The sequence below is a fragment of the Streptococcus downei MFe28 genome, from assembly GCF_900459175.1.
In the GTDB taxonomy this organism is placed as follows: domain Bacteria; phylum Bacillota; class Bacilli; order Lactobacillales; family Streptococcaceae; genus Streptococcus; species Streptococcus downei.
Window position 1 is genome coordinate 356,211 of the sequence record NZ_UHFA01000002.1, and the last position, 26,359, is coordinate 382,569.

Annotated in this window: 24 protein-coding genes; 4 read left to right on the forward strand and 20 right to left on the reverse strand. The window is 44.0% G+C overall.

The genetic code is table 11. The features are described from left to right. Positions 1-132: 132 nt before the first annotated feature. On the reverse strand, positions 133-762 hold the full coding sequence (locus DYE66_RS01605) for a helix-turn-helix domain-containing protein (RefSeq protein WP_002999509.1): 630 nt from the start codon (positions 760-762) through the stop codon (positions 133-135). Between the two features lie 331 nt (positions 763-1,093). Then, positions 1,094-1,708, reverse strand: a complete 615-nt coding sequence (locus DYE66_RS01610; RefSeq protein ID WP_338131515.1) for an NUDIX hydrolase — start codon at positions 1,706-1,708, stop codon at positions 1,094-1,096. A gap of 175 nt (positions 1,709-1,883) precedes the next feature. On the opposite strand from DYE66_RS01610, the gene DYE66_RS01615 reads away from it, so the two are divergent. The 3 genes from DYE66_RS01615 to DYE66_RS01625 are packed head-to-tail and all read left to right on the forward strand — an operon-like array spanning position 1,884 to position 3,644. Further along, entirely contained in the window at positions 1,884-2,210 is a 327-nt protein-coding gene (locus tag DYE66_RS01615) for a PadR family transcriptional regulator (RefSeq protein ID WP_002999543.1), read from the forward strand. Beyond that, the gene (locus DYE66_RS01620; protein WP_002999544.1) at positions 2,197-2,769 is read left to right on the forward strand and encodes a DUF1700 domain-containing protein; all 573 of its coding nucleotides are present in this window, start codon (positions 2,197-2,199) and stop codon (positions 2,767-2,769) included. Before DYE66_RS01615 ends, DYE66_RS01620 begins: the two co-directional genes overlap by 14 nt. After that, positions 2,766-3,644, forward strand: a complete 879-nt coding sequence (locus DYE66_RS01625) for a DUF4097 family beta strand repeat-containing protein (protein WP_002999690.1) — start codon at positions 2,766-2,768, stop codon at positions 3,642-3,644. The genes DYE66_RS01620 and DYE66_RS01625 overlap by 4 nt, the downstream gene beginning before the upstream one ends. Positions 3,645-3,705: 61 nt before the next feature. Here DYE66_RS01625 and DYE66_RS01630 read toward each other — a convergent pair whose 3' ends face one another. After that, positions 3,706-6,144 (reverse strand): YhgE/Pip domain-containing protein, encoded by a 2,439-nt coding sequence (locus tag DYE66_RS01630; protein ID WP_002999626.1) that lies wholly within the window; start codon positions 6,142-6,144, stop codon positions 3,706-3,708. A 130-nt stretch (positions 6,145-6,274) separates the two neighbouring features. Between DYE66_RS01630 and DYE66_RS01635 the strand changes: the two genes are divergently transcribed. Continuing rightward, the gene (locus DYE66_RS01635) at positions 6,275-6,817 is read left to right on the forward strand and encodes a TetR/AcrR family transcriptional regulator (RefSeq protein WP_115324817.1); all 543 of its coding nucleotides are present in this window, start codon (positions 6,275-6,277) and stop codon (positions 6,815-6,817) included. 729 nt (positions 6,818-7,546) lie between these two features. Here the strand turns inward: DYE66_RS01635 and rpsD are convergent. From rpsD to yfmH, 17 genes are all read right to left on the reverse strand, one after another. Further along, on the reverse strand, positions 7,547-8,158 hold the full coding sequence (gene rpsD, locus DYE66_RS01640; protein WP_002999566.1) for a 30S ribosomal protein S4: 612 nt from the start codon (positions 8,156-8,158) through the stop codon (positions 7,547-7,549). Between the two features lie 384 nt (positions 8,159-8,542). Further along, positions 8,543-8,821 (reverse strand): Veg family protein, encoded by a 279-nt coding sequence (locus DYE66_RS01645; protein ID WP_115324819.1) that lies wholly within the window; start codon positions 8,819-8,821, stop codon positions 8,543-8,545. A gap of 5 nt (positions 8,822-8,826) precedes the next feature. Next, entirely contained in the window at positions 8,827-10,185 is a 1,359-nt protein-coding gene (gene dnaB / locus DYE66_RS01650) for a replicative DNA helicase (RefSeq protein WP_115324821.1), read from the reverse strand. A gap of 140 nt (positions 10,186-10,325) precedes the next feature. Then, positions 10,326-10,778: a 50S ribosomal protein L9 gene (rplI, locus tag DYE66_RS01655; protein WP_019783291.1), complete on the reverse strand. Its 453-nt coding sequence runs from the start codon at positions 10,776-10,778 to the stop codon at positions 10,326-10,328. A 1-nt stretch (position 10,779) separates the two neighbouring features. Continuing rightward, positions 10,780-12,741, reverse strand: a complete 1,962-nt coding sequence (locus tag DYE66_RS01660) for a DHH family phosphoesterase (protein WP_115324823.1) — start codon at positions 12,739-12,741, stop codon at positions 10,780-10,782. Between the two features lie 82 nt (positions 12,742-12,823). Further along, the gene (gene mnmG, locus DYE66_RS01665; RefSeq protein WP_115324825.1) at positions 12,824-14,722 is read right to left on the reverse strand and encodes a tRNA uridine-5-carboxymethylaminomethyl(34) synthesis enzyme MnmG; all 1,899 of its coding nucleotides are present in this window, start codon (positions 14,720-14,722) and stop codon (positions 12,824-12,826) included. Positions 14,723-14,758: 36 nt separating this feature from the next. Then, positions 14,759-14,941 carry a hypothetical protein gene (locus tag DYE66_RS01670; protein ID WP_002999485.1) on the reverse strand — a complete coding sequence of 61 codons (183 nt, stop codon included), beginning with the start codon at positions 14,939-14,941 and terminating at the stop codon, positions 14,759-14,761. 1,006 nt (positions 14,942-15,947) lie between these two features. Continuing rightward, complete coding sequence (gene mnmA, locus DYE66_RS01675; protein ID WP_115325182.1) at positions 15,948-17,069, reverse strand: tRNA 2-thiouridine(34) synthase MnmA; 1,122 nt, start codon at positions 17,067-17,069, stop codon at positions 15,948-15,950. Positions 17,070-17,211: 142 nt separating this feature from the next. Continuing rightward, positions 17,212-18,924, reverse strand: coding sequence for a hypothetical protein (locus DYE66_RS01680; RefSeq protein WP_002999718.1), 1,713 nt, complete (start codon positions 18,922-18,924; stop codon positions 17,212-17,214). A 266-nt stretch (positions 18,925-19,190) separates the two neighbouring features. Continuing rightward, positions 19,191-19,829, reverse strand: coding sequence for a transglycosylase SLT domain-containing protein (locus tag DYE66_RS01685; RefSeq protein ID WP_002999511.1), 639 nt, complete (start codon positions 19,827-19,829; stop codon positions 19,191-19,193). Between the two features lie 156 nt (positions 19,830-19,985). Further along, positions 19,986-21,038 carry a LysM peptidoglycan-binding domain-containing protein gene (locus DYE66_RS01690; RefSeq protein WP_002999710.1) on the reverse strand — a complete coding sequence of 351 codons (1,053 nt, stop codon included), beginning with the start codon at positions 21,036-21,038 and terminating at the stop codon, positions 19,986-19,988. A 136-nt stretch (positions 21,039-21,174) separates the two neighbouring features. After that, positions 21,175-21,972, reverse strand: a complete 798-nt coding sequence (locus DYE66_RS01695; protein ID WP_002999557.1) for an energy-coupling factor transporter transmembrane component T family protein — start codon at positions 21,970-21,972, stop codon at positions 21,175-21,177. Next, entirely contained in the window at positions 21,965-22,804 is an 840-nt protein-coding gene (locus DYE66_RS01700) for an energy-coupling factor ABC transporter ATP-binding protein (RefSeq protein WP_002999638.1), read from the reverse strand. Before DYE66_RS01700 ends, DYE66_RS01695 begins: the two co-directional genes overlap by 8 nt. Further along, positions 22,780-23,616 carry an energy-coupling factor ABC transporter ATP-binding protein gene (locus DYE66_RS01705; protein ID WP_002999724.1) on the reverse strand — a complete coding sequence of 279 codons (837 nt, stop codon included), beginning with the start codon at positions 23,614-23,616 and terminating at the stop codon, positions 22,780-22,782. Before DYE66_RS01705 ends, DYE66_RS01700 begins: the two co-directional genes overlap by 25 nt. Positions 23,617-23,619: 3 nt before the next feature. Further along, a complete protein-coding gene (pgsA, locus tag DYE66_RS01710) occupies positions 23,620-24,162 on the reverse strand; it encodes a CDP-diacylglycerol--glycerol-3-phosphate 3-phosphatidyltransferase (protein WP_115324827.1) in 543 nt (180 codons plus the stop codon). A gap of 11 nt (positions 24,163-24,173) precedes the next feature. After that, entirely contained in the window at positions 24,174-25,031 is an 858-nt protein-coding gene (locus tag DYE66_RS01715) for a helix-turn-helix domain-containing protein (protein WP_002999503.1), read from the reverse strand. Positions 25,032-25,090: 59 nt separating this feature from the next. Beyond that, on the reverse strand, positions 25,091-26,359 hold the full coding sequence (gene yfmH / locus DYE66_RS01720) for an EF-P 5-aminopentanol modification-associated protein YfmH (protein ID WP_002999714.1): 1,269 nt from the start codon (positions 26,357-26,359) through the stop codon (positions 25,091-25,093).

A 26,359-nucleotide genomic window follows, 5' to 3' on the forward strand; every position in this document is an offset into this window, starting at 1 on the left:
AGGGAAACTTCTGTCAGGCCAAGAAGATAATAGAGATAAAAGGCAGGTCGTTAAAGGGGCAAAGTCGGTTGACAATCCTGTAAAGGTAAAACTTGAAATAGTGCTCAAAGGCTGTATCAACGGGATTTTGGCTTAGAAAAGATGTAAAGCATATTTACAGATAAAGAGTAGGGGAATGATAACACTCCAAAAAATCAGCCCAACCGTACGAGCAACTGGATTCTTCCACCAGAGAAAGTCATCCTTGGAGCTAGAAGTTCCGTCTCTACGAGATAGAGGGATATTCCTAGTCAAGGGATACTTCTTATCAAGACGGTCCTTCCAAATGGTCTTGCGGATATACTTGGAAACCGTCAACCCAGCTAGAAAGAGAAAGACCCAAAGCAAGCTAATGACAACTTGTAGGACTTCACCCCTAATCAGATTGATAAGACTTGCTAGGCCAACCATCAGGAAAATGTAGGCCAGGCGAAAGATGGAAAATAGCTTATTCTCAGCATGGCGTTTTTCTAGCTGACTGGCCTGCTCATCAGCGTAGGTCGAAATTTCTGCCATCTTTTGGCTATCGTCACTTGATTTAAAGAGCTCCTTAATAGAAAGCTCTAAGGCATTGGCAACTAGGCCAAGAGTTTCTAGGCTGGAATCATCGCCCCTTTCAATTCGTTGAATCGTTCTGACGCTGAGACCCGTTTCTTCTGCCAAGCGTTCTTGGGTCCAACCTCTTTGTTTGCGAAGAGTCGCGACAAGTGTTTTGTTTTCCATACTATAAAAGTCCTTTCAATTTACAAAGAGCTCTAAATTTAACCAGGTTAAAAAGCTTTATCTAAGTTTTCAATGAAATCTTTGCTCTGTTAACTGAAGCTCTTTTGCTTTTTGTTTACGGTCCTAGTATAGCTATTCAGCAAATATTTGAGAACGACAGAAAGGCGACAATAACCCGACAAAAGCCCGACAGGTCGCTGTCACGAGGAAGAGAAGACTGACCCAACCCTATTCGACTTTACAAATCCTGTCAAGTTAGATAGGAAGGGCAGGGCGGTAGAAAGTCATTACTATAGGGTTTTCATCCATCAATAATAGCTTTACAGCCCTGTCAATCCTTGTCAGCCTTCAAAATCTCAATAAAACGGGCCGTAAACTGAGCCGTCATGCCCCAAAGATTTTCTCCGCCTAAATCGTAGAAGAGAACCTGACGTTTATCCTTGCCAAAATTATAGTTAGAGCCATTGGGAATGCGCCCAAAAGGAAAATTAGCAGCAGGTTTAGGGGTGGCCGTTAGATTATAAGTCTTGGGCTTGGTCATCAGCAAGGCATCCAGAGGTAGGGTAAAAAGCCTTTCAACCTCGCTAGGGCTTGGCTGGATGGACTGCCAATCTCCCAAAATTTTCCCAACAAAACAGCGGATAGTCCGTCCGTGGTGCACAAAATAATCAATCTCCCCCATAAGCTCAATTTGCGAGCTGGGAATATTTAATTCCTCACTGGTTTCTCGAATGGCGGCTTCTTGGAAACTTTCGCCAGGCTCTAGCCGTCCCCCTGGAAAGGAAACTTCCCCCGGTTGGGAAATATGTCTACTGCGAATTTGATAGAGAATCTGCCAGCCCTGGCTCTTTTCACCCCAAACTAGGGGGAGTAAGACAGCAAAGCTCTGCTTTTGACCCAGAGGTTTGGGCTGATAATTTTTTATCCGCTCTAAAATATTCTTCATATAATATCCCTTTTTTCTCTTTGCTGCTACCATCATATCATGTTTTCGCTTTCTTTTATAGAGAATTAGGCATTTTCAAAATATATATAAAAATTATATATTTTTTATTGACATATCTTGCTGATTCTTTTATACTTAATGTGTAAAATAAATATATATCAACAAGGAGGTGCCTATGTATTTTCCGGTATCATCCATTCTCATCGAATTTCTGATTTTAGCCATTATAGAAAAAGGAGATTCCTATGGTTATGAGATTAGTCAAACCATTAAACTCATTGCTAATATTAAGGAATCAACGCTCTACCCCATTCTTAAACGGCTGGAGAAGGCTGGCTATGTCACAATCTATAGTCGGGAATTCCAAGGACGACGACGTAAATATTATTCCATCACGCCCCAAGGGCTGAACCAGTTAGAGCAAAGAAAGGCGGATTGGCGGAATCATATTTCAACCATCGACGGCATTATCGAAGGGAGTATCAGACATGACAAGAAATGACTACTTAAAGCAGCTGGATAAACACCTGAAAAAGTTACCCCAGCAGGATTACCAAGAAGCCATGGATTACTTCACGGAATACTTTGATGAAGCTGGGCCTGAAAATGAGGCCCAAGTCATCCAAGAGCTGGGCAGTCCCAAGGAGGCTGCTAAGGAAATTATCAATAATATCCTAGATGAAAAATCTGAGCGTGATTTCGGTAATTCTAAATCGCGCCTGGCCTTGATTTGGATAGCCATCCTAGCCTGCCTCTTCAACCCCTTTGGCTGGGCCCTCATTGCCATCATCTTTTCTCTCTTGCTAGTTGGTTTTGCCGTGATTTTTACCTTTTTCATCCTAGGCATCGCTGGTGCAATCTCTGGGGTTGCCATCTTTATTGACGGTTTAACTTACTTGGGCTCAACCTGGTCTGGTGGACTGCTCGGCATCGGCATGGGAATGGTCTTCGCAGGCCTTGCTTGTCTGCTTGTTTTGGCAACGACTGAAGCTTCCCGTTGGATTGGGCGAGGAAGCGTTGGCATCGCTCGCTGGGCGATTAGGAAGGGAAAACGATCATGAAAAAATGGAAAAAAGTGACATTAATTTCTGGGATTGCTTTAATCCTTTCTGGAGCTGTCATTGGCTACATCGGACAGGTCAGTGGTGGCCTGGACGGCATTCTCCAGGAAAACCGCGGTCAGGTTAGCCATGTGGAAAAGAAGTTAGACCAGTTTGATAAAATTGATTTAGAGGGAAATTACTATGATATCCAGGTCAAAACAACGACCGATAAGGAGGCTAGCATCTCCTACTATACCAGCAAAAAAGCCACGGTTGACTTCAAGGTCACAGACAAAACCTTAAATCTCAAGCAGTCAACTAAGGGAGGGGTTCATTTCTTCAATCTATCACTCCTAGCTGATCTTGCTAATCATAAAGCCGAAAACTTGAATACCATTGTGATTTCCCTACCAAAGGGACAAAGCCTCACTAGTATCAAGAGTAAACTCTGGACTCATGGCTTAAAACTAGATAATCTTACGGTCAAGCGACTTGATGCTGATGTTGATACTGGCAGTTTATCCATTAACAGTTCTACTATCGGAGCTGGACAAGCCCAACTTGATACAGGAGCTATCGATATTGAAAATTCACAAGTATCCAACTTCTCTATGACCAACGGCACTGGTAGCATTGACATCAGTGATGTCACCCTAACTTCGAGCAAGATTTCGGTTGACACCGGTAGCCTAAATGGAGAAAACTTAACCTTTAAAAAGGATAATCAGATTTCCGCTGATACAGGCAGCATTGACCTTAGTCTCAAAGATTACCATCTCACCGTATCCAGTCATGCCGATACAGGTAGTTCCAACATCAGTGATAAACTCATTCCTTCAAAAGAGAATTTCTTAGATCTCAAGGCCGATACTGGCAGTATCAATCTTGAGTAAGTAGTAAAAGAGCTTGACGAAGTTGTCAAGCTCTTTTTATATTCTCTCAATACTGTGTCAACTAGCGGTCATCCTGTTGACGGTAAATAAGCAAGCCCAAAATCATGGCGCCCACCATAAAGGCTAGTAAGGTCGTAAGTTCTCGTCCCACATCACCTGTTAGGGATATGGTCTTACGTAAGCCTAAAACCGAATAGGACATAGGCAGGTAGGGCTGAACGATTTTAAAGAATTTTGGACTAAGCTCGATTGGATAGGTTCCTGCGCTGGATCCTAGTTGTAAGAGCAGGATAATGAGGCTGGCAAAGGAACCATACCTTTGATCCCAACCGACCAAGGCAGTTACAAGGGCCATCAAAGCCCAGGCCGCAAAAAGGGTGACCAGATAGGTCTTGCCGGTGTAGTTAGGGTGAACACCAATGGCTTGAACCGCAAAGAAAAGAATCGTAGCCGAAGCCGTCGCAATTAAACCATTAATCAAGAGTTTGTTTTTGGCCCAGGCAAAGCGATTTCGAGGCTCATTACCAGAGAGAGCCTTGGCAAAGATTACATTGGCTGAAAGGGCAACAACCATCAGGGCAACTGACATCATGTAGGGAGCCATACCAACCCCATTGGTTTCCACGTTATCCTTATCCGTATGTTTTACGTTTAGGGGTTGGGCCACTGCCTTAGCATTAGTTGGTTTTACGGAAACCACATCTAATTGACCCTTAGCCTTTGCCAAGGACTTAGACAAGGTATCCGCACCAGTTGACAGGGTTGACAAGCCACTTGTCAAACTGGCACTTCCCTGAGCTAACTGGCTAGCGCCTGAAGACAGCTGATTGGCACCAGAAGCTAATTGGTCGGCACCACTGGTTAATTGGCCAGAATTGCTGGACAATTGATTGGCCCCATTAGCTAGGGTTGAGGTGGCATTGCTCAAGGTTGACACCCCTGTCGCAAGCTGAGAAGAACCACTTGCCAACTGACTCTGCATGGTCCCAATTCCACCAGCCACCTCTTGACTACCAGGGAGAACCTGTTGAGAGAGGGTCGTGTTAAGGGTGGACATGCCAGACTCTAAGCTGGACAGGCTGGTAGCAGCCCCTGGCAGAAGAACATTAGCTTGAGCCGCTAGAGTGCTAAGATTAGTTTGCAGACCTGACAAATCTGGAGTGGTTGCTGCTGGTGTCATCGCATTGCTTGTCGTTGTCGTGCTATTTGTCGTTCCGATATTAGCAAGGCTGGTTTCCAAGCCTTGGACAGTAGCAATCAGACCACTGACATCGACCGAACTAGTACTAGACTGAGGAGCATTGTTAGTGATGGCCCCAGAAATTTCTGCCTGTTGCTCAGGAGTCAAGGACTGATAGGCCGAGGTCGATTGGACTGCTGCCAACTGACCAGAAGTATCAGCCGTGGTAGTGCTGGTCCCTGTACCAGATAAGGATTGCAATTGCGTCTCCAAACTAGCCAGACTGGTTTGCAGGCTAGAAAGGTCTGGTGCTGTTGAGGTTTGGCTTGTTGTCGGTGTGCTAGTTTGAGAAGTTGTTGTCCCTCCCATCTGACTGACACTTTGATTAAGCGTTTGGATGGCTGAATTGAGGGCTGGCAGGGCCGCAATAATCTGGTCAATTTGAGTTTTTTGCTCTGGAGATAAACCAGTATTAGTGGCTAACTGATTGATGCCTGTTGCTAGCTGATTGGCCCCTGTGACTAAAGGTTGAGCAGAATCTGCTCCAGAAGAAAGGGCAGAAACGCCATTAGACAAACTTCCCATATTGGCATTCATAAGGTTGAGGCCAGCAGATAGCTGCTCAACACCACCAGCATAGGTCTGTAAACCTGAATTTAGGCTACCGGCTCCAGATGCCAGGGTTTGGGTTGACGTTGACAGGAGGTCAAGATTGTCTCCCAAGGTCTGACTGCCTGATTTAGCCGAGTCCGCACCCGTCGCTAAGGTGCTACTGCCATCAGCTGCCTGACTCATTCCTCCTTGCAACTTAGTCATACTTTGAAAAACAGCTTGCGTATAGGTTTGAGTCAGAGAGTTTGAAACACTAGACTCCAACTTAGACATGGCCGAATCACTCATCTTGGAGGCAACGAAACTTCTACCCTTGGTGGTTTGATAGTTAATTTGCATTTTCTTTGGATGGGCAGTCATCAAGGTGGTAGCATTTTGGGAGAGCTCCTCTGGTAGGGTCACAACCATATAATAATCACCGTGATTTAATCCTTTTTCAGCCTCTGATTGTGAGACAAAATGATAATCCAAGCTATCATTTTCAGCCATATTCCGAACCATATTCTTACCGATGGTCAGATCTTTACCGTTGAATTTAGCGGCCTTATCCTGATTGACAACCGCGACCGGCAGGTGGCTGACATTCCCATAAGGGTCCCACATGGAACTTAAGAAGATAACATTATAGAGCATGGGCACCAGGGAAACCCCAAAAATAGTTACCCAGACTACTGGTCTTTTTAGAATAGCTTTGATTTCTTCTCGCATTTTCTTCCTCTTTTTTAGACACTTTGTCCATAATTTTACTATAATATATTATACAAATACATGATATTTTTTCAAGTTTACTATCTTATATTTTAGACACCTTGTATACTATTGTTTAAAAGGAGTTAGCATGCCAAAAGACAATCGAAAAGTTCGCACCCGTCAAGCTTTACAGAAGGCTATGGTTGAATTACTGGCCGAAAAAGATTTTGATGCCATTACGACCAGTCAGCTAGCCAAAACAGCCGGTATCAGCCGTTCAAGCTTTTATACCCATTATAAAGATAAATACGATATGATTGACCAGTACCAGCAGGCAATTTTCAATAAGCTGGAGTATGTCTTTGATAAAAACCATATGGATATAGAAGCTACTCTACTAGAAATTTTTGAGTTTTTGGATAGGGAATCCCTCTTTGCTACCCTGATTACCCAAAATGGCACAAAGGAAATTCAAAACTTTATCCGCAACCACTTGCAAAGGTTGATTTCCTCAGATTTCTACGACAGTGGCCTGACTCCCCAAAGAACCTCGCTGGAGCGACTCTATAATAGTGTCTATATCAGCCATGCCATGTTTGGTATCTATCAAATGTGGATTACCCGCGGCAAGAAGGAGAGTCCCAAGCAGATTACTAAGCTCCTCGTGAACCTACTCCCTCCTCTGGATTGATATGGAAACCCAACTGGCAGTCATTAAAATCAGAAAGCTCGAAAGAACAAAAACCAGCTAGTTCAGAAAGCTGCAAACTTTTATGGAAGAAAGTAGTGCGAGTTAAATAGCTGGAGCTTTGCCCCAACCCACAAAACCGGACTAGTTCACCCATTGTCCATACTAGCAATTGTAAACCTCAAAAACCCTTGCCCGTTTGGACAAGGGTTAATTGATTTGTGGAACACAGTTTTCGCTTTTGTTTAAACGGCATCAATAGCTCTAAATTCGGCTTTGCCATTCTGGCTCACTTCACTAAGAACTATAAAAGAGAGCGGGACCAAAATCGCGATTTCCCAGAAATCGATTTACCTCACTCTTTAATTTCAAGGTTTAAGAGAGTCCCTACAGTAGTCGCCATTTTGCGAACTACTGGGCTCTCTTACTTAGTTTCCCTTTCAAACTATCATCGAGTTTGAAACGGATCTGTCGCGGGAAGTCTAGTCTATCCCCAGACTATCCTCGCTTTCCCGTTTCAAGGCTCGGGATAAAAAGGTACACTGAACCTTTTTATTTCCCACCTCCGCACAGTTGATATTGGTTTTCTCCAAGGGTTTCCCAGACCCTTGGACCTATCCCTTCCTAGCAAGGGATAAGGACTTCCAATCAACCGCTGCGTTAGTGTGTCTAATGCTGAAAAAGAAAAAAAGTTAAGGACTTTTGTCCCTAACTCCTTCTTGATTTGTAAAATTAAAGCATCTTGTTGTAGAATTCAACAATCAGCGCTTCGTTGATTTCTGGGTTAATTTCATCACGTTCTGGCAAACGAGTCAAAGAACCTTCAAGTTTTTCTTCATCAAAAGATACAAAGGCTGAACGACCAACGGTTGCTTCAACAGCTTCTAAGATTGCTGGAACCTTAGCTGATTTTTCACGAACAGAAATCACTTGACCTGGAGTAACACGGTAAGATGGGATATCAACGCGCTTTCCGTCAACAAGGATGTGACCGTGGTTAACGAATTGACGTGCTTGACGACGAGTTGTTGCCAAACCGAGGCGGTAAACAACGTTGTCCAAACGACGTTCCAAAAGAAGCATAAAGTTGTAACCAAGAGTTCCTTCTTTAATCTTAGTAGCTTGAACGAAAAGGTTACGGAATTGTTTTTCACCTAGACCATAAGTGAAACGCAATTTTTGCTTTTCAGCCAACTGCATACCATATTCAGAAAGTTTACCACGATGGTTAGGACCGTGTTGACCTGGTACGTAGTTACGACGTGCCAACTCTTTACCTGTACCTGTAAGAGACAAGCCAAGGCGACGGGATTGTTTCCATGATGGACCTGTATAACGAGACATAAAAATGTCCTCCTCTAAAAATAAAATTTTTGAGGAAATAACGTTTTGAGCAAACCTAATTCGTGCAGATGCCCTTCGCCTAAACAGCCAAGGTTACTGGTATTTCAGGAAATCTGTTGACGAGCTTTATTTTGCTCTGCTATTATTTCACACGAAGATTAGTATAGCATAGAAACAAAAACCTGTAAAGCTCTAAATTCCATAAGGGGCGGAAAGTTCCTTCCTATCAAACCTTCTTAACTTAATAATCCTTCCAATATTAGGAAGAAAAAGTGGCCTGATTGAGTATCAGGCGAGAGAGTAGACAGTAGATTTACAGTTCTGTCAAGTCTGTAAAGTAAGGGTTACAACTTTGACAAAAGAAAAAAGCCCTGGGTTGGCTCTTTAATCTTCGTCAAAATAGCGAATGAGACTCTTTTGGGTCAAAATATCTGAGTAAGTGTAGGATTCTACGTAGGTGTTGCTGATTTCACCAGGTTGACTGGCCTGGTCACTATACTCAACGATAAAAAGGGAAGGATAAACCTCAATCAGACGACCAACCTTCGTTTTTTCCCGTTTGCGTCCATGATCCAGAGTCATTTCAACCTCTTGGCCTTCATGGTTTTTAACATCTTCTTTAATTTTTTTCATTTTAGCAACATCTGCAAATGCATCACTCATGTTTTTTACCTTTCTTCTAATTGCGAAATTGATGAGAATTTATTGTATTCTTTTTGGAAAATCAGTTTAACGGTTCCACGAGCTCCAGCCCGGTTCTTTTCAAGAATAACTTCGATTGTGTTATCTTCAAATTGGTCACCATCTTCCTTGTCTCCGCGTTCATAGTAGTCATCGCGGTAGAGGAAGGCAACAATATCAGCGTCTTGCTCAATCGAACCTGATTCACGGATATCTGAGAGGACAGGCCGTTTATCCTGCCTTTGCTCTACGCCCCGAGAGAGCTGACTAAGGGCGATAACAGGGACTTTGAGTTCCTTGGCTAGAATCTTAAGCTGACGAGAAATATCTGAGACTTCTTGTTGGCGATTTTCAGTTCTGGTTCCAGTGATGAGCTGGAGATAGTCAATAACAATCAAGCCTAGACCACCTAGCTCTTGAGCTAGTTTCCTAGAACGTGCCCGAATTTCCGTCACCTTGATACCAGGGGTGTCATCAATGTAAATAGGGGCATCAGCCAGAGTACCTTGGGCCAGGGTCAGATTTTGCCAATCTTGGTCAGTCAGCTGACCAGTTCTTAGGTTATGAGAATCAACTAAACCTTCGGCTGCTAGCATCCGATTAACTAGGCTATCAGCCCCCATTTCTAGGGAGAAGATGGCCACAGGAGCATTCTGCTTGGTCCCGACATTCTGAGCAATATTGAGGACGAAGGCCGTCTTACCAACCGCAGGACGGGCGGCCAGAATGAACAGCTGGTCTGGATGGAGGCCTGTTGTAATCTTGTCCAAATCACGAAACCCCGTAGGAAGACCCGTAACCTCAGAAGTCTGTTGCGAGCGTTCTTCCAGAGCCTCGTAATTTTCCTTGAGGATATCAGAAATCTTACGAAAGCCGCTGTTACTGGAGCGCTCATTGATGTCCACCAAGGCTTTTTCCGCATGAGCAATAATATCGTCCGACTCAATGGCCCCATCATAGGCTTCATTGACCGTTTCAGTTAGGCGGGAGATAATATTGCGGAGCATGGACTTTTCAGCCACGATTTTGGCGTAATACTCAGCATTGGCACTAGTTGGTACGCTATTAACCAGTTCGACCAGATAGGCTAGACCACCAATATTTTGCAGGTCGTCCTGACTATCCAAGACAGCCCGAACAGTCGTAGCATCAATGGCATCATTGCGGTCGTTCAACGTTATCATAGCCTTGAAGATAACCTTGTGCGAATATTTATAAAAATCTTCGGGCTCAATGTACTCCCGAACAGAAATGAGCTTGTCTGGGCTGATAAATACAGACCCCAGAACAGCTTGCTCAGCTAGTAAATCTTGCGGTTGAAGTCGCAACTCCTGAGCCTCTGGCATAAGCCTTACCTCCTTACTAAGATTGATACGAATGGGGCAGACCCAATTCTAATCGCTAAACGATGACTGCCTCTATCCTAATAAACTTCCTTGGAAAATAGGCAATAGTAGACTCACCAACTAGTTGACAGGACTGTCAACTAGGCTTGGTCGATTTTCAACTTAATTTGTCCTTCAACTTCCTTGTGAAGTTTGACTGGAACTTCAATTAAACCGATAGCGCGGATAGGGTGGTCCAATTCAATGGACCGTTTATCAACCTTGATAGCAAATTGTTTTTGGAGCTCTTCGGCAATTTTCTTGGCAGTAATGGAACCAAAAGTTCGACCATCTGGACCAACCTTTTCGCTGAATTGAACACGGGTTTCTTCCTTATCCAACTGAGCCTTGAGGGTCTTGGCTTCTGCTAGAAGTTCAGCTGCTGCCTTAGCTTCTGATTTTTGTTTGCCCTTAAGCTCGTTGATGGCCTGGCTAGTAGCTTCCTTGGCTAGCTTCTTTTTAAGCAGGAAATTTTGGGCATAACCTGTTGGTACTTCCTTAACTTCGCCCTTTTTCCCCTTACCTTTGACATCTGCTAGAAAAATAACTTTCATCTTAGTTTTCCTCCTCAAGAATGCGGTCTATAATCGTTGTTAATTCGGTGTAAGCCTGCTTGACAGTCTTGTCATCTAATTGACAGGCTGCTAAATTGAAGTGACCTCCGCCACCCATTTCTTCCATAATGCGTTGAACGTTGATTTTATCACGACTACGGGCTGAAATTGCTGTCTGACCAACATGGTTTTTGCTAATCACAAAGCTGGCTTCGACATGGGCCATTGACAGGAGAGTGTCAGCAGCTTTACTAGCGATGATATTGCTGTAAGCCAGGTCCTCAGATCCACAGGCAATTATCATATCGCCACCATAGGACTGACCGGTCAAAATCAGCTCATTGACTTGACGATAATCCTCAAAGTCCGTTGCTGAAATTTCTTGAATTTCTGTACTATCGCTACCCATGGTTCGCAGATAGCTGGCCACATCAAAGGTCCGATTAGTGACCCTAGCCGAGAAGTTCTTGGTGTCCAGCATAATACCAGCCATAAGCAGGCTAGCCTGGATCTTGGACAGGGGCTCATGACCGTTTTGGAATTGGAGCAACTCAGTGACTAATTCACTAGCCGAGCTGGCTCCACTTTCAATGAAGGTCAAAATAGCCTTGTCTGGGAAATCTTCATCACGGCGGTGGTGGTCAACGACAATAACCTCTGTAAACCTATCGTAAAGCTCTCTTGACAAGGTGAGAGACAACTTGGAGTGATCGACCATAATCAAAAGGTCGTTGTCGCTGGCTTGAGCCAGAGCTTGCTCAACCGTCACCAGTCTCGTCTTGTCCTCGTCTTGTAAACGTTTAACAGCCCGAGCAATATCGGTATTCATCTCCTGGTCATCATAAACAGCATAACTGCTTTCCAGAATATTTGCCGCAAAATGCTGCATACCGACCGCTGCTCCCAGAGCATCCATATCTAGGCGAGAGTGGCCGACAACAAAGACCTGCTCCGCACTTTTAATGCGGTCAGAGATAGCCGTCATCATGGCTCTAGTTCTAGTTCTAGAACGTTTGACGGTCGAAGCCGTTCCACCGCCAAAATAGAGGGCTTTCTTATGCTCATCTGTTTCCTTAATAACCGCCTGGTCACCACCCCGCATAAGGGCGATATTGAGATTCTGCAAGGCAGCCTGACCAATCTGCTGATGGTTATCTTCCCCAAAGGAAATTCCCATACTGAGGGTCAGAGGCAAGTCTAAATCCTTGGCTTCATTGCGGAAGTTTTCCAGAACTGTAAACTTATCGTCAATCAGACTGGCCAAAACCTTGTAGTCACTAAAGAAATAGAAGCGATCCATGCTGACCCGACGATAGTATATCTGATGCTGACCCGCAAACTCAGAAATAAAGTTGGCAATAAAACCATTAATTTGAGCCACATCAGTATCTGCCAGGTCTGTTGTAATATCATCATAGTTGTCAACAGAGATGACCCCGATGACTGGTCGCTTAAGTGAGCTATCGAAACTAGAATCTGTTCCTAGAGAATCAAAAAAGTAGAAAAGACCAGCGGCTAGGTCAATATTGACCACATAGGTGTGGTCATTGACCTGAATACGGTGGTTGGCTGAACCTGCCTTTTGCTCTTGGATGGTGGTCCGTAGGAGGTCAACATTAAACTCCCCTTGGTCATTGGTAAAAATAAGCTCAGCATAGGGGTTGAACCAACCAATATCATCGGTCTCTGGGTCAAATTGGACGACTCCAACTGGCATCTTATCAAGGAGAGACTTGAGACTAAGCTCGGTTTGGTCGTTGAGCCGCTCAATCTGCTCCAATTCTGATAATTCATAGGCCTGCTTTTGGTAGTAAAGCAGACCGACCATAGCCACCAGGACGATAAAAATAGCCAGAAGAAGAGCAGTTTGGGAGCTCATAGTCCTGACACAGATGGCTAGAATTCCAAAGAAAATCAAGCCAATCATGACCAGATGGATGGTCTCTAAACGAATTTTTCTCATTATTAAACCTCTTAATCTCCTTATTATACCACAAGAACCCCTAAAATCCTAGGTGCCTTTTGGGCTTGCAAAAGAGGTCAAATCAAGATTTTCGACTAGCCTTCTGGTTGCCCTCCAGATAGACCATGAGAATGGAAATATCAGCTGGGTTTACCCCAGAAATCCGACTGGCTTGGCCAATGGTTTCTGGATTAATCTTTTTAAATTTCTGGCGGGCTTCGGTAGCAATCGAGTCAATGTCGTCCCAGTCAATATTAGCAGGGATGCGTTTTTCCTCCATCCGTTTCATCTTGGCTACCTGGTCTAGGGCCTTGTTGATATAGCCCTCGTACTTGATTTCAGTCTCAAGCAATTCAATCAACTTTGGACTGAGATTTTCAGCAGCAGGACCGATAAACCTGATAATATCAGCATAGCTGACTTCGGGTCGCCGCATAAATTCTTTAGCCGTCACGGCATCCGTCAGAGGCTTGAAGCCCATAGCTTGAACTTCTCGATTGGTATCCTTGGTTGGCTTAAGTTTATGGGTTGAGAGACGCTTCATTTCATTATCAAACTGAGCCTTCTTGATTTCGTAATTAAGCCAGCGTTCTTCATCCACCAGACCAACTTGGCGACCGATTGGGGTCAAGCGTATATCGGCATTATCGTGGCGCAAAATCAGGCGGTATTCAGCCCGAGAGGTCAAGAGACGGTAGGGTTCCAAGGTTCCCTTGGTCACCAAATCATCAATCATAACACCGATATAGGCATCGCTACGCTTCAAAATCAGCTCAGGCTTGCCCTGAACCTTGAGTGCAGCATTGATTCCAGCGACAATTCCTTGGCCAGCAGCCTCTTCATAACCTGAGGTTCCGTTAGTTTGGCCGGCCGTAAAGAGCCCGGAGATGACCTTGGTTTCCAGAGTAGCTCGCAGTTGATGGGGCAGGACAATGTCATACTCAATAGCGTAGCCAGTTCGCATCATTTCAGCCTGTTCCAGCCCCTTGATGGAGTGAACCAAGTCCCTTTGGACATCCTCAGGCAGGCTGGTTGAGAGCCCTTGAATATAGACTTCCTCGGTATCACGCCCTTCCGGTTCTAGGAAAAGTTGGTGGCGATCCTTATCGGCAAAACGGACAATCTTGTCCTCAATGGATGGGCAGTAACGGGGACCAACCCCCTTGACCACACCAGAAAACATGGGCGCCCGATAGAGATTTTTATTGATGATGTCGTGGCTGGACTGGTTGGTATAGGTCAGCCAGCAAGGAATCTGGTCCTTAAGATAATCCTCATCCCTAGACAGGAAGGAGAAGTGATTGGGCTTGCCATCTCCTGGTTGAATCTCGGTTTCCTCATAATTGATAGAAGAAGCCTTAACCCGAGGGGGTGTTCCAGTCTTAAAGCGACCGATTTCTAGGCCTAGTTTTTTCAAATTATCAGCTAGGGTGATGGAGGCTAGGCTATTATTGGGACCCGAGGAATACTTGAGTTCCCCCAGAATAATCTCCCCTCGCAGGGCGGTCCCAGTGGTAACGACGACCGCCTTGGCCCCATACTTGATGCCTGTTGCCGTCTCTACGCCAACCACATGGCCATCCTCAACCAAGATATCATCAATCAAACTTTGTCGCAGGGTCAGATTTTCCTGCTTTTCAACCGTATGCTTCATCTCCCGAGCATAGAGAGCCTTATCTGCCTGTGCCCGCAAAGCACGCACAGCAGGGCCTTTGCCGGTATTGAGCATCTTCATCTGGATGTAGGTCTTGTCAATGTTCTTGCCCATTTCACCGCCCAGAGCATCAATCTCACGGACGACAATTCCCTTGGCCGATCCTCCAATAGAGGGATTACAGGGCATAAAGGCCAGCATTTCCAGATTGATGGTGGCCATCAGGGTCTTACAGCCCATGCGACTAGCCGCCAGAGCCGCTTCTACCCCAGCATGACCAGCCCCAACCACAATCACATCAAAGTTTTCCGTAAATTCGTGTGTCATTATCATTACCAAGCCGGCTTCGTTAAAGGTCGGCTTTTAGTTCCTTTCTCTTAGTTTTTCTTTAATCTTTTTAGGATAATTCAAATCAGCAATTTCTTTTTGGATAGCATTGAGAGCCTCAAGGATTTTTTGGTTTGTGGCCAACGATGCTTGTGCTTGAACAGCTTTTGCCGAATCTTGGTCTTTGGAATTACTTGATTCAGCTAGATGGTAAAACAAAATTAATTCAATTTTTTACACCTTAGTAGATTGAATTTCTCAGTCTTCCAAAATATTGGTGTGTTGGATAATTGTAGAGTCCAAAAATGCAAGAATACTAATATCAAAACTCCTCCCCAGAAATTTCCTCCGATTGTATTGTAGTATTCATTTACAGTAATCGTATTTTTTAACATATGGGCACCTCTAAAAACCCCAAACTTTTAAATTAAAGTGTTGATTTAGCAACAATTGTAACGACAAAATCGCAATTTTATTGAGTATTTAGAGGTGCCCATTATTGCAAACGAGGTCAAAAGCATTAACAAAATCACCAATTTTAGATTTGTCGAAAACAACATCGTTAGCAAAAAAGGGAAAATTAAAAAAGGTCGCTAATATTTAAAAATAGATTATGCTTCCTATAATTTTCCCCATAGAACATGTTATGAGCATTCTTCTCCACTTTTTCTACAAGATCATTAAATTGATTGAAAACAAAACTCATGTTTTCATATTCTTTTATCTTTCTCTTCCTCACCATCTTCTTCCTCCACGCAAAAATGGCCAAAACTCTCGAAAACTGTACGCAAAAGACGCACAATCCTCATGAGCTTTGACCATCATGATATTTGTGTTATTAGTTTATCAAATCTTGCATAAAGATTCAATTTGAAATTGCTTTTAATTTTTGTAAAAGAGGCTGATTGGTCGCGTTTTCAAGTAAATACTGCCAAAAAATATTTCGTTGCAAAACTTTCTTAAGCAAATCTTGATCCGACTCCTCAACAATTTCCAAAAAAGGACGTTTAGTCAAATGAGCCAGTTGTTGTAAAGACTGAGTTTCTGCTCGTTTACGTTCTGCATCTTTAGGGGATAACCAATACCAAATTCATCTGTAAAGAGCTTTTGCAGCCTTTTTAGTGGTTTCATAGAGCAAATCATTCAATTTTGCTCTTGTGGATGCTTGAATTACTCCAATTTTCATTTTACAATTCCTTTACATACGTGTAAATTTATTGTCAACTTAGATATACTGACAAACCACTTCGTTCTTATAGGCATTGTCAATAATACCACCGCCCAGGCATTCGTCGCCGTCGTAGAAGACCACGGCTTGGCCGGGCGTGATGGCCCTTTGAGGTTGGTCGAAGACCACCTCAGCCTGGTCCCCCTTGACATGAACGGTCACCTTGGAATCGGGCTGACGGTAACGGAATTTGGCCGTGCACTCCATGGTGAACTCCTCTGGTGTGTCACGGGTAAAGTGGATGGTGGAAGCCTTAAGGCTGGTTGACATGAGAGCATCATGGTAAAAGCCTTGGCCAACATAAAGGATGTTTTGTGAGAGGTCTTTACCGACCACAAACCAAGGGGCGTTGCCACCACCTTGTTGGCCGCCAATTCCCAGACCGCCACGTTGGCCAATGGTGTAATACATGAGACCAGCATGTTGACCCATATCCTTGCCATCAAGGGTCAGCATACGCCCAGGTTGGGCTGGCAGGTAGTTGCTGAGGAATTCTTTAAAATTCTTCTCACCAATGAAGCAGATTCCGGTTGAATCCTTCTTCTTGGCGGTTGCCAGACCGGCTTCTTCCGCGATTTTGCGGACCTCTGGCTTTTCCAAATGACCCAAAGGGAACATCACTTTTTGCAGTTGCTCTTGCGAGAGCTGGCTGAGGAAATAGGTCTGATCCTTATTGTTGTCAGCTCCCCGCAACATATGAACCGTCCCGTCCTCATCACGAGATACCTGAGCATAGTGGCCAGTCGCCACATAATCGGCCCCCAGACTCATAGCATAGTCCAGAAAGGCCTTAAATTTGATTTCCTTGTTGCACATAACATCGGGATTAGGCGTGCGACCTGCCCGATATTCGGCTAGAAAATACTCAAAAACACGGTCCCAATACTCTTTTTCAAAGTTGACAGAGTAGTAGGGAATACCAATTTGGTCTGCAACTGCAGCGACATCCTTGTAGTCTTCGGTCGCCGTACAGACCCCAAATTCATCCGTATCGTCCCAGTTTTTCATAAAAACGCCGATAACATCGTAGCCCTGCTCCTTGAGCAGGAGGGCTGTAACCGATGAATCTACGCCGCCACTCATTCCAACGACAACACGGGTCTTAGAATTATCAGTCATCATGATAAATCTCCCATCAAATAAATTTTGTAACGATTCGATTTGAAGGTCGAATGTTGCTTTTCAATAAACGATTTGAAGGTCGATATTGAAAAAACGGTACCAGCAAAGTTGCCGACACCGTAGAAAATTATAACACGATTTACTCAGAAAGCAAAACTTGGAAACCGCCTCTCTTGGCCTTATGGTAGAGCCAGAAGACCAAGAGTCCTAACCAACTGACAATGGTCAGCCAGAGGGCAAGAGTGAAGTAGGCTGGAACTGTAAAGCTGACTGTCAACCTGTTGAGGCCCTCTCGGTCCTTTACAGTTGGAATACCAAAGGCCGACAATTTATAATCCTTGGCCGTCAAGGCCTTGCCATTGAGGACTAAACGAGTCCTCTTATAGACGGTTACTGGTAGCTCCGTTTGACCACCCTTAGAAGCCCAGGTGATGGCCAGACTCCCATTATCCTTGACAGTCTTTGTAAAGCCAGATTTAAAGATAACCTTCTCAGCGTAATAATCATAGGCATTATAGCCCTTGGTTGAGCTGTAAACGGGAAGGTAATCGGGGGTTGATTTTCGAACCTTTGTTAAAAGATTATCCAAACGATCATCAAACAGACTAGCCCTTTGTTGGCGGTAGGTTCCCACTAGATGGACATGGCGACTAGGCTTAAAAACATAAAATTCATTTTTATCATGGCTGATTTGCTGGTTAACACTGAGATAGGTTTGTAAGTCACCAATAATCAGACAGGCAATCAGGACCCAGCTACTATATCGACGCCATTTGACAAAGTGATTAAGAATCATGCCCCCAATCAACAATAAGAGGATGGTCGCAGGGATAAAGAAGCGGAAAGGAAATTGAATCAGTTGGGCAATCTTAACGCCGTGGTTAACCAGCCAATTCCAGGGAATCATACTAGTTGACAGGAGGATAAAGAGCAAGTAAACCGCATGTAGGATTCGCTTCCAGTTTGCCATTGACCTCCAGCGAAGGAGGACATAAATCACCTGACCGACCAAGAAAAGGACCAAGGGATAGGGCGTGGTAATCCAATAGGTTGAGCCTGTATTAATGGCGCTGTTATTCATCAAATCATTGATAAAGGGGTCTAGCAGCTTATTATCCATTTTCAAAAAGATTAGAGCTACCCAAACATTAGCCGTTAAAAGTAGAGTTAGAAAAACCGATAAGAGTCCCTGGAAAATAACCTTTAACTTCCTTTTGCTTTGGAAAAAACCATAGGCAAAGAAAGGAATATACATAATCAGCAGGAAGAGGGTGCTGAGGAGGTGGATCTGAAAGATTAAACTCACGGCAAAGGCCAGCTGAAAGGGATGGATTTCCTTGTAAAAGGTAAAACGGATGGCTGGGATAAAGCAAAAGGGCATGACTGCCGCTCCCCAGCTGGAAAAGCCCTGACGGAGGGTCCAATACTGGATGGAGAAGGTCGTTAGGTAAAGTAGGGCAATCGGTAGAGAAATTTCATCCTTAATTTTGGCCGACTTGAGCAGGGCATACATGGACGACCCTGCAATCAAGCCTAGAACAAATCTTGAAACCAATTGATAACCAAACCAGGTGTGACCAAACAGTACCAAGAGCCCCTGAAAATAGGCAAAGAAGGGACCGTAAACAGCATTAACAATCCGACCAGATTGTTGAAAGCCATAAATAGAGAGAAAATAAGAGAAGTTCCAATGCTTAATCTGCATGGCAGCTTCGTAGAAGCGATTATAATGAAATACGGAATCCGTTCCCAAAATAACGCCTCTACTAAGCCATTGGGGAATAATCAGGATAAAAGAAAATAGGGCTACCAAAAGATAGGGCCTCAATCTTAAACGATAATCTCTTTTCATTTTAAATAATTCTCCTTTTTCATAAACCTAGCTTAAGTATAGCATAAAAAATTTAATCACCGACTTTTGAGCAAAGACTATTTCTCTAATTCAATTTAGAGTTATGAGGGCTATAAGTGAACTTAAAAATTTTTATTTGGCGGGCCCAGAGTCAATCTAAGAAGTACTGGGATAGCAGAAGTTAGGATTTAGAATACCAATATTGAAACCCTAGAAAAAAGCCAACCCCGCTGAGGAGATTGACTTTGAGGTATGAAGAATATCTATTACATACCCCAGGCTGACATGCCTTGGGCATTGTAAGCGTTGATTGCTGAGTCGACTTGGTCTTGAACGGTAGCCGTCGAACCCCAACCTGGCATGGTTTGGAAGAGGCCCGAAGCTCCTGAACCATTGGCAACATTTGGATTACCGTTTGATTCGCGAGCGATAATGTATTCCCAAGTTGCTTGGCTAACACCAGTCGCCGCAGCCATTTGTGCCGCTGCATCTGAGCCAATAGCACCAGCAGTATTGCCATTGCTGAGGGGTTGTGGTCCACGATTGGCGCTGGCTGCTACAGTAGCCGTTGAGCTATTGGCACTAGTTTCACTAGCGGCCACCTGTGGTTGAGCCTGCTCTGAGGTCGAATCTAGACCTTCTGATTGAGGATTAGCTGTTTCCGTAGGAGCAGTGGCTGTTGAGGCAGGCGCTTCAGCTGCCTTAGCCTCAGTTTGCCCCTTTTCCTGATGACCATCAGCTTTATTACTTTCTTTTGTAGACGAAACTTCTTCTGCAAAAGAAGATTCTGAAATTGAGATTTTTGTGTGTTCTGAGATAAAACCAAAGACGATAGCCGCAAAGGTTGTTAAAATTGTAACGATGAATAACTTGTCAGATGTCCGATTCGTTTTTCTCTTACGCATACAGTTCTCCTTCTATATAAACTATTATCATTTTAACTTAGTTTTATTACTAACTAATTGTTTTAATGTTAAAAATATTACAGATTTATGTTATTTTAAGCAAAAAAGCCCTGAATTTCTTTTTCGGGGCTTCTTTTACTTAAATTTCTATCCTTTTTAGTACCAACCGTTAGCATTCCAATAATCAAGAGCGGCTGACCAAGAACCGTAACGACTGTTGACGTAGTCATCAGCTGTCCTTTCTTGATTTTCTTCAGAAAGGTCATTATTGAGGTAGTCTCTAGTTAGTTGGTAACGGCCATAGTAAGAACCGTTTTCAGCTGAGTAATTACCACCTGACTCACGCTGAGCAATTTCTTCCTTAGCTGCGGCATCTGCTGCGCTAAGATTTGAAGAATAGCCTGATGAAGCTGGGGCAGCTTGTGCGCTACTATCTTCATCTTCTTGAGCCGGTGCTTCACTCGTTGCTTCAGCGGCTTCGCTGGCTGGAGTAGCTTCCTCTTGTGGAGCTTCGGAGCTTGCACTATCTTCAGAAACAACAGCGTTAGCATCTTGTGGTGCTTGAGCCTCTTCAGAGCTTGCCGTATCCTGATTGTCTTCTTCAGAAGCAGGGGCTTGGCTGGTTTCTTCTGAAGCTTGGTCTGTTGACGTTTGGTCAGCTTGTTCTTGAGCAGGTGCCTCGCTTGTGGTTGCAGCATCTTGTGCACTGGTGTCTTCTTGGACTGGTGCTTCTTGTGGCGCTTGGCTATCTGCTACTGAAATTTCCTCTTGAGCAGGTGCTTCACTCGTTGCTGTTGCATCCTGAGTGTAGTCTACAGGTGCTTCACTTGTAGTTGAAGCGTCAGCGACTTCTTGCGGTTGAACAGCTGTTTCATCTGCACTTGCTGCTTGAGTGTCTGCAGCAGTTGCGTCATTTTCAAGATCTTGAGCAACACCCATTGCTGATGAAACTGTCCCACCAACTTCGATGGTTTGTCCAGCTACGATAAAGTCTGGGTTAGCAATATTGTTAGTTTGAGCCAAGTTATCAACAGTTGTGTTATGACTTTCAGCAATTTCTGAAAGAGTATCTCCTGCTTGAACGGTATAAGTTTCAGCGTGAACAACATTGGCTGCTGCAGTAGCACCAAAGGCTGCCGCTGCTGACAATCCTGCCAAAGCTAATTTTTTAGAATGAAGACTATCTTTCAAAATTGATTTTATAGACATATATAGAAATACGCTCCTTTTCTGAGATGTATGCTCTATATACTACACCTTTTTTATTACCTTCACTTTAGCCTTAGATTAAAAATATTACAGACACTTTTAATCTCTATAAAGAAAACGCCTTATCTCAGGCGTTTTAGGTACTTTTAAGTAGAAAGAGGAGGCAACCCACTATTAGGAGGGTGAGGATAGCTAAGCTATCAACCCCTTGCCAGTTTAGACGGCGATACTTGGTCCTGCCATCTCCGCCCTGATAGCCTCTTGCCTCCATAGCAATGGCCAGGGCGTCGGCTCGCTTAAAGCTAGAAGCAAAGAGGGGAATCAGAATGGGAACAATCGATTTAACCTTTTGAATTAGGTTCCCTTGGCCAAATTCAAGACCACGGGCTCGCTGGGCCTTCATGATACGACTGGTATCATCCATGAGAGTTGGGACGAAACGCAGGCTCAAAGACAGCATGAGACCAATTTCGTGAACGGGTACCTTGAGAGGCTTGAGGGGGCTGAGCAGGGACTCGACAGCATCGGCTAGGCTCAAAGGGGTCGTCGTTAACGTCAGTAGGGTTGAAAAACAGATGATTAAAACGAAGCGCATAAAAATCAAGGCTGCCTGCCCTAGACCATAGTCTGTGATTTTTATAATCCAGACCTGCCAGACTAGGTTTCCTCTGTGGTTAAAAACGATTTGAAAGGCCGTGGTGAAAAGGATGATGACAAACATGGACCTAAGTCCCTTAAGAAAGAAGGTCAACTTGACTCTAGATAAGAGAATCAAAAAAAGGGTAAAGGCCGTCAGCAGGAGGTTAGTGATGAGGTTGTTGGCCCAAAAAACAATCACGATAAAAAGGAACATGGCTATGAGTTTGCTGCGGGGGTCTAGGCGGTGTACCAGAGAGTTTCCCGGGACATAGCGTCCTAAGATTAATTTATCCATGCAGGCCCTCCACAAATTCATTGATGGTGATTGGCAGACTCTCCAATACTAGACCACGTTCTTGCATTTTTTGAGCAAACTTAGTGATTTTGGGCACGCCCAATTGCTTGCTTTCTAGGAAGTCAACCTCTTGGAAAATCTCTTTGGGCTTACCAGAAGCTACCAGATGACCCTTCTCCAGAACAAAGACTTGATCCGCATAATTGGCCACATCGTCCATTAGATGGGTGACTAAAACAATGGTCTGCCCTTCTTGATGAAGTCGGGCAAAAAGCTCCATTAATTCTCGGCGTCCCTTGGGGTCAAGACCGGCAGTCGGTTCATCAAGCACTAAGATTTTTGGTTCCATAGCCAAAATCCCAGCAATGGCTACCCGTCGCATCTGCCCCCCCGATAAATCAAAGGGATTTTTTTCAAAGAGATCTGCTGTCAGACCAACCTGGGCCAATTTTTGACGGGCAATTTTCTCTGCTTTTTCCTTAGAGACACCGAAATTCTGCGGACCGAAGGCCACATCCTTAAGGACGGTTTCTTCGAACAATTGACTTTCTGGGAATTGGAAAACCAGTCCCACCTTCTGGCGGACGGATTTAATGTCCTTATTTTTAGAGTCTGGTTTAATCTCCAAATCATCGACTATCACGGTTCCTTGGCTGGGCAGATTGAGTCCATTGAGGAGTTGCATGATGGTTGACTTGCCACTCCCAGTATGACCAATAAAGGCTGTATAAGAGCCATCCTCAATTTCCAGACTAATATCAAAAAGGGCACGCCCTTCAAATGGCGTTCCCGCTTGATAGGTAAAACTTACTTGTTTGAGACTAATGCCCATAACTCATCTCCTAGTGTAGTTTCATCCAAATAGGGCTTGCTGAGAGCAAGTCCATTATCTTTCAAGGCTCTAATCAATTGCGAGCTAAAAGGAATATCTAAGCCTAAATTCAAGAGGTCATCACCCCGTCCCAGTAAATCACTTGGGGTTGAGCTGGATTCTATCTGACCGGCCTTCATGACTAAAACGCGGTCACTCATAGCCACCTCATCCAAATCGTGGGTGATGGATATAACGGTCATGGCATATTTATCTCGCACGGTCTTAATAGTTGCCATCAGGTCTAGTCGCCCTTCGGGATCCAGCATACTAGTGGCTTCATCCAGAATGAGAATTTCCGGTCGCATGGCAACAATGCCAGCGATGGCCACCCTTTGCTTCTGACCTCCTGAGAGTCTAGCTGGTTCTCGCTCTGCAAAGTCAGCCATCCCAACCAAGTCTAGCGCTTCTTGAACTTGGACCTTCATTTCTTCATAGGGGAGGCCCTGATTTTCCAGGCCAAAAGCCACATCATCGGCTACAGTAGCTCCAACAAATTGATTGTCTGGATTTTGAAAGACCATACCAATCTTACGTCTCAAATCCCAAACATTAGTCTCACTTAGAACCTGACCAGCAATCCTGATTTGACCAGACTGAGCCTCAAGAAGTCCATCAAGTAGGCGGACAAGAGTCGATTTTCCCGAACCATTATGACCAAGGATAGCCAACCACTCGCCTTGTTTCACGTGAAACGTTACATCTTTGAGGATATTGTCATCTTCCTCTTGGTATTTAAAATTTAGCTTGTCAACTGAAATAATATCTGTCATAGCTTATTTGAAGGTGTCTTTGAAGAGGTAACCCGCGCCCTTGAAGTAATCATAGCCTGAATAAATCGTAAAGAAGAGGGCGATATAAAGCAAGATGGTTCCTAACAGATTTAGGTGGCAAAGGAGAAAAATGATAGAAAACATCTGAGTCGCAGTTTTGATTTTTCCCGGCATGGCCGCTGCTAGAACGGTTCCGCCATTTTCAACCAAAAGAAGCCGAAGGCCTGTGACTGCTAACTCTCGACAGATAATAATCGCGACAACCCAAGCTGGAGCCATCTTCATCCCGACCAACATGATGAAGGCTGACATGACCAACATCTTGTCGGCCAAGGGGTCAGCAAACTTACCAAAATTGGTCACAACCTTCCACTTACGGGCCAGATAGCCATCGAGATAGTCGGTTAAGCTGGTAAGGGCAAAAATGACTGCGGCCACAATATGCCAGACCAGATCATTTGAAACCGAGGTCAAAATCAAAAAGACGGGAATCATAAAGATGCGGATGATGGTCAGTAAATTAGGGATGTTTTCTTTTTTTATCATGGTAGCTTCCTTTACTTGACGGTTAGGGTAATGTAACTAGTGTTATCCTTGGCTAAACCCGATAAATCTAGGTCTTGTCCATTGATTTTCACCGTGACATTATCGGTTCTAGCTAGGGTGATAACGGACTTGTCAACATCTGATTTAAGGGTGGCTCTTGTCTCTTTAGTGTTGCTGTCTAAGGTGATGCCCTTCTTGTCCAGATCAGAATTAGTTAGGGAAACAAGATTTTCTTGATCAGAATCCTGGGAAATCTCTATGGTAACCTGATCCCTTTGACCAGCTAGGCTGACTGAAATATTGGAACCCTTAGTTTTAGCTGTCAGTTGACTATCACTAGAAGAAGAATTTTCTTGAGCCTGAACCTGATTGCTCGCCTGCTTGAGAGAGGATCTAGGTAGGACTTCTTTTCTTATCTCATCACTGATTTGAAGATAAACCGCCCAAGCCATTAAGCCAAGTAGTAAAATCGTCAAAAGCGACATTAAAACCAGGGGCAGACGACGTTTGGGATTTTTCAGATACTCAAAGCGATCCGACCGAGACCACTTGGTGAAGGGTTCAACCATTTTGGGAACTTGCTCTTGCGTCTCAAGAATAGGCTCAACTTCTTCCTCCTCTTCGACCTCAATTCGAAAATCAGGATCCTCATAACCCTTTAGGAGGGGCTGACTATCTAATGCTAAGAAGTCAGCATAGCTTTTAAGATAGTTATCGGCCTTTTCTTTGGTTAGAAATTGAAACTGATTATGCTCCATCACAGTAATATACTGCATTGGGATTTTGAGCTCTACAGAGACTTCTTCTACTGTTAGGTCCTTGGCAAGGCGAGCGGTAGACAGATACTCACCAATGCTCACTTTTTTCATGGCACCACCTCAACTAATGATTACTCACTATTATAGCAGATTTCAGCCTATTTTTATAATCAGTTTGGAAAGATAGTAAACTCCGATGCTTCCATTTTCTCAATAAAACTTTGCCCCACTTGTTCAAGCTCTGCTAGCTGCAAGGAAGACAAAATACTAGGCAGCTCCAAATAAGATTCATCTTGGCTCTGGAAACTAGCCAACTGACTGCTCAGGTTCTCAATGGAATCTAGGCTTCGCATAAACTCCCCGTAAATTTCTCTCTTAATCAGGTCCAAATGTTCCTTGTTAAAATCAGCAGATGTGGAGAAGTTCCTTAGTACTGATTTGATATGATTGGCCATCTTAATTGGTTCCCTGGTGTCCATGGTCAGAATAAGGAAACGAAAACGGAAACCTAACTCAATTTCCATATCAAAGGAGTCATCAATCAGTCCTTGTTCGTACCAAAGCTGGTAGTTTTGGCTGGTCCAGCCAAAAAGGAGGGAAAAGAAAAGTCTCAAGGCTAGTTTCTGCTTAAAAAGTTGATGATTTTTTGCCGGAAGACGAAAACCTAGGGCCAATTTGGGCTTAGCCACATCTAAACTGATTGATTTTCGCTTGACAGGACTTGTCAATTTTAGGGGATTTCTGTCAAGCCTTGTCAACTTAGTAGTAAAGTTTGCCTGCGCTTTTTTGATGCTGTCAAGAGCCGGTTCTAGCTGGAAATCTCCAATGAGAAAGAGGGTCATCTTATCTGGTTGATAATAGGTCTTGTGGCTTTTTCTAAGCCACTTTAGCGTAATCTTTTTTAAGCTATCTCGACTACCAGCGATGTCCTGGGCAAGTTTAGTATTTGGATACAAATTTGCCAAAACGCCACTGTAAAGTTGGTAGTCAGGGTCGTCAAGGTACATGTCAACCTCTTGAGCGATGATTTTTTTCTCTCGCTCAAGTGACTTTTTATCAATGGTGAGACTTCTCACAAAATCCTGTAAAAGTTCCAGAGCCTCTAGATTTTGGCCAAGACTGGTAAAATAATAGGCTGTTTTCTCAAAACTAGTAAAGGCATTGCTGTCTACCCCTAATTCCGAGAATTTTAGTCCGGCATCCTGTCCATCGGCCATTTCAAATAGTTTATGTTCCAAAAAATGTGCTAATCCAGCAGGGCTCTCTTTGATAAAATCCTGCTCTGATGGGCTATCATCAAGGGCTCCAAAATCCACCTGAAGAAGAGCAGTCATCTCCTGAAAATCCTGCTTAGGCAGGAGGTAAACCTTCATGCCATTTTCAAGTCTAGTCTTATAGAGAGTTTCTTTAATCGCAGGGTAATAATTTTTTTCCAGCAT

What these genes read in the sequence shown, in the direction of transcription:
- DYE66_RS01690 (WP_002999710.1), bottom strand. Translation starts at nt 21,038, where the DNA reads ATGTCTATAAAATCAATTTTGAAAGATAGTCTTCATTCTAAAAAATTA.
- DYE66_RS01620 (WP_002999544.1), top strand. Translation starts at nt 2,197, where the DNA reads ATGACAAGAAATGACTACTTAAAGCAGCTGGATAAACACCTGAAAAAG.
- DYE66_RS01705 (WP_002999724.1), bottom strand. Translation starts at nt 23,616, where the DNA reads ATGACAGATATTATTTCAGTTGACAAGCTAAATTTTAAATACCAAGAG.
- DYE66_RS01660 (WP_115324823.1), bottom strand. Translation starts at nt 12,741, where the DNA reads ATGAGAAAAATTCGTTTAGAGACCATCCATCTGGTCATGATTGGCTTG.
- DYE66_RS01645 (WP_115324819.1), bottom strand. Translation starts at nt 8,821, where the DNA reads ATGAGTGATGCATTTGCAGATGTTGCTAAAATGAAAAAAATTAAAGAA.
- DYE66_RS01680 (WP_002999718.1), bottom strand. Translation starts at nt 18,924, where the DNA reads ATGAAAAGAGATTATCGTTTAAGATTGAGGCCCTATCTTTTGGTAGCC.
- mnmA (WP_115325182.1), bottom strand. Translation starts at nt 17,069, where the DNA reads ATGACTGATAATTCTAAGACCCGTGTTGTCGTTGGAATGAGTGGCGGC.
- DYE66_RS01630 (WP_002999626.1), bottom strand. Translation starts at nt 6,144, where the DNA reads ATGCGAGAAGAAATCAAAGCTATTCTAAAAAGACCAGTAGTCTGGGTA.
- DYE66_RS01695 (WP_002999557.1), bottom strand. Translation starts at nt 21,972, where the DNA reads ATGGATAAATTAATCTTAGGACGCTATGTCCCGGGAAACTCTCTGGTA.
- DYE66_RS01610 (WP_338131515.1), bottom strand. Translation starts at nt 1,708, where the DNA reads ATGAAGAATATTTTAGAGCGGATAAAAAATTATCAGCCCAAACCTCTG.
- dnaB (WP_115324821.1), bottom strand. Translation starts at nt 10,185, where the DNA reads ATGCCAGAGGCTCAGGAGTTGCGACTTCAACCGCAAGATTTACTAGCT.
- DYE66_RS01625 (WP_002999690.1), top strand. Translation starts at nt 2,766, where the DNA reads ATGAAAAAATGGAAAAAAGTGACATTAATTTCTGGGATTGCTTTAATC.
- DYE66_RS01685 (WP_002999511.1), bottom strand. Translation starts at nt 19,829, where the DNA reads ATGCGTAAGAGAAAAACGAATCGGACATCTGACAAGTTATTCATCGTT.
- DYE66_RS01715 (WP_002999503.1), bottom strand. Translation starts at nt 25,031, where the DNA reads ATGAAAAAAGTGAGCATTGGTGAGTATCTGTCTACCGCTCGCCTTGCC.
- DYE66_RS01605 (WP_002999509.1), bottom strand. Translation starts at nt 762, where the DNA reads ATGGAAAACAAAACACTTGTCGCGACTCTTCGCAAACAAAGAGGTTGG.
- DYE66_RS01635 (WP_115324817.1), top strand. Translation starts at nt 6,275, where the DNA reads ATGCCAAAAGACAATCGAAAAGTTCGCACCCGTCAAGCTTTACAGAAG.
- DYE66_RS01700 (WP_002999638.1), bottom strand. Translation starts at nt 22,804, where the DNA reads ATGGGCATTAGTCTCAAACAAGTAAGTTTTACCTATCAAGCGGGAACG.
- rplI (WP_019783291.1), bottom strand. Translation starts at nt 10,778, where the DNA reads ATGAAAGTTATTTTTCTAGCAGATGTCAAAGGTAAGGGGAAAAAGGGC.
- DYE66_RS01615 (WP_002999543.1), top strand. Translation starts at nt 1,884, where the DNA reads ATGTATTTTCCGGTATCATCCATTCTCATCGAATTTCTGATTTTAGCC.
- mnmG (WP_115324825.1), bottom strand. Translation starts at nt 14,722, where the DNA reads ATGACACACGAATTTACGGAAAACTTTGATGTGATTGTGGTTGGGGCT.
- rpsD (WP_002999566.1), bottom strand. Translation starts at nt 8,158, where the DNA reads ATGTCTCGTTATACAGGTCCATCATGGAAACAATCCCGTCGCCTTGGC.
- yfmH (WP_002999714.1), bottom strand. Translation starts at nt 26,359, where the DNA reads ATGCTGGAAAAAAATTATTACCCTGCGATTAAAGAAACTCTCTATAAG.
- pgsA (WP_115324827.1), bottom strand. Translation starts at nt 24,162, where the DNA reads ATGATAAAAAAAGAAAACATCCCTAATTTACTGACCATCATCCGCATC.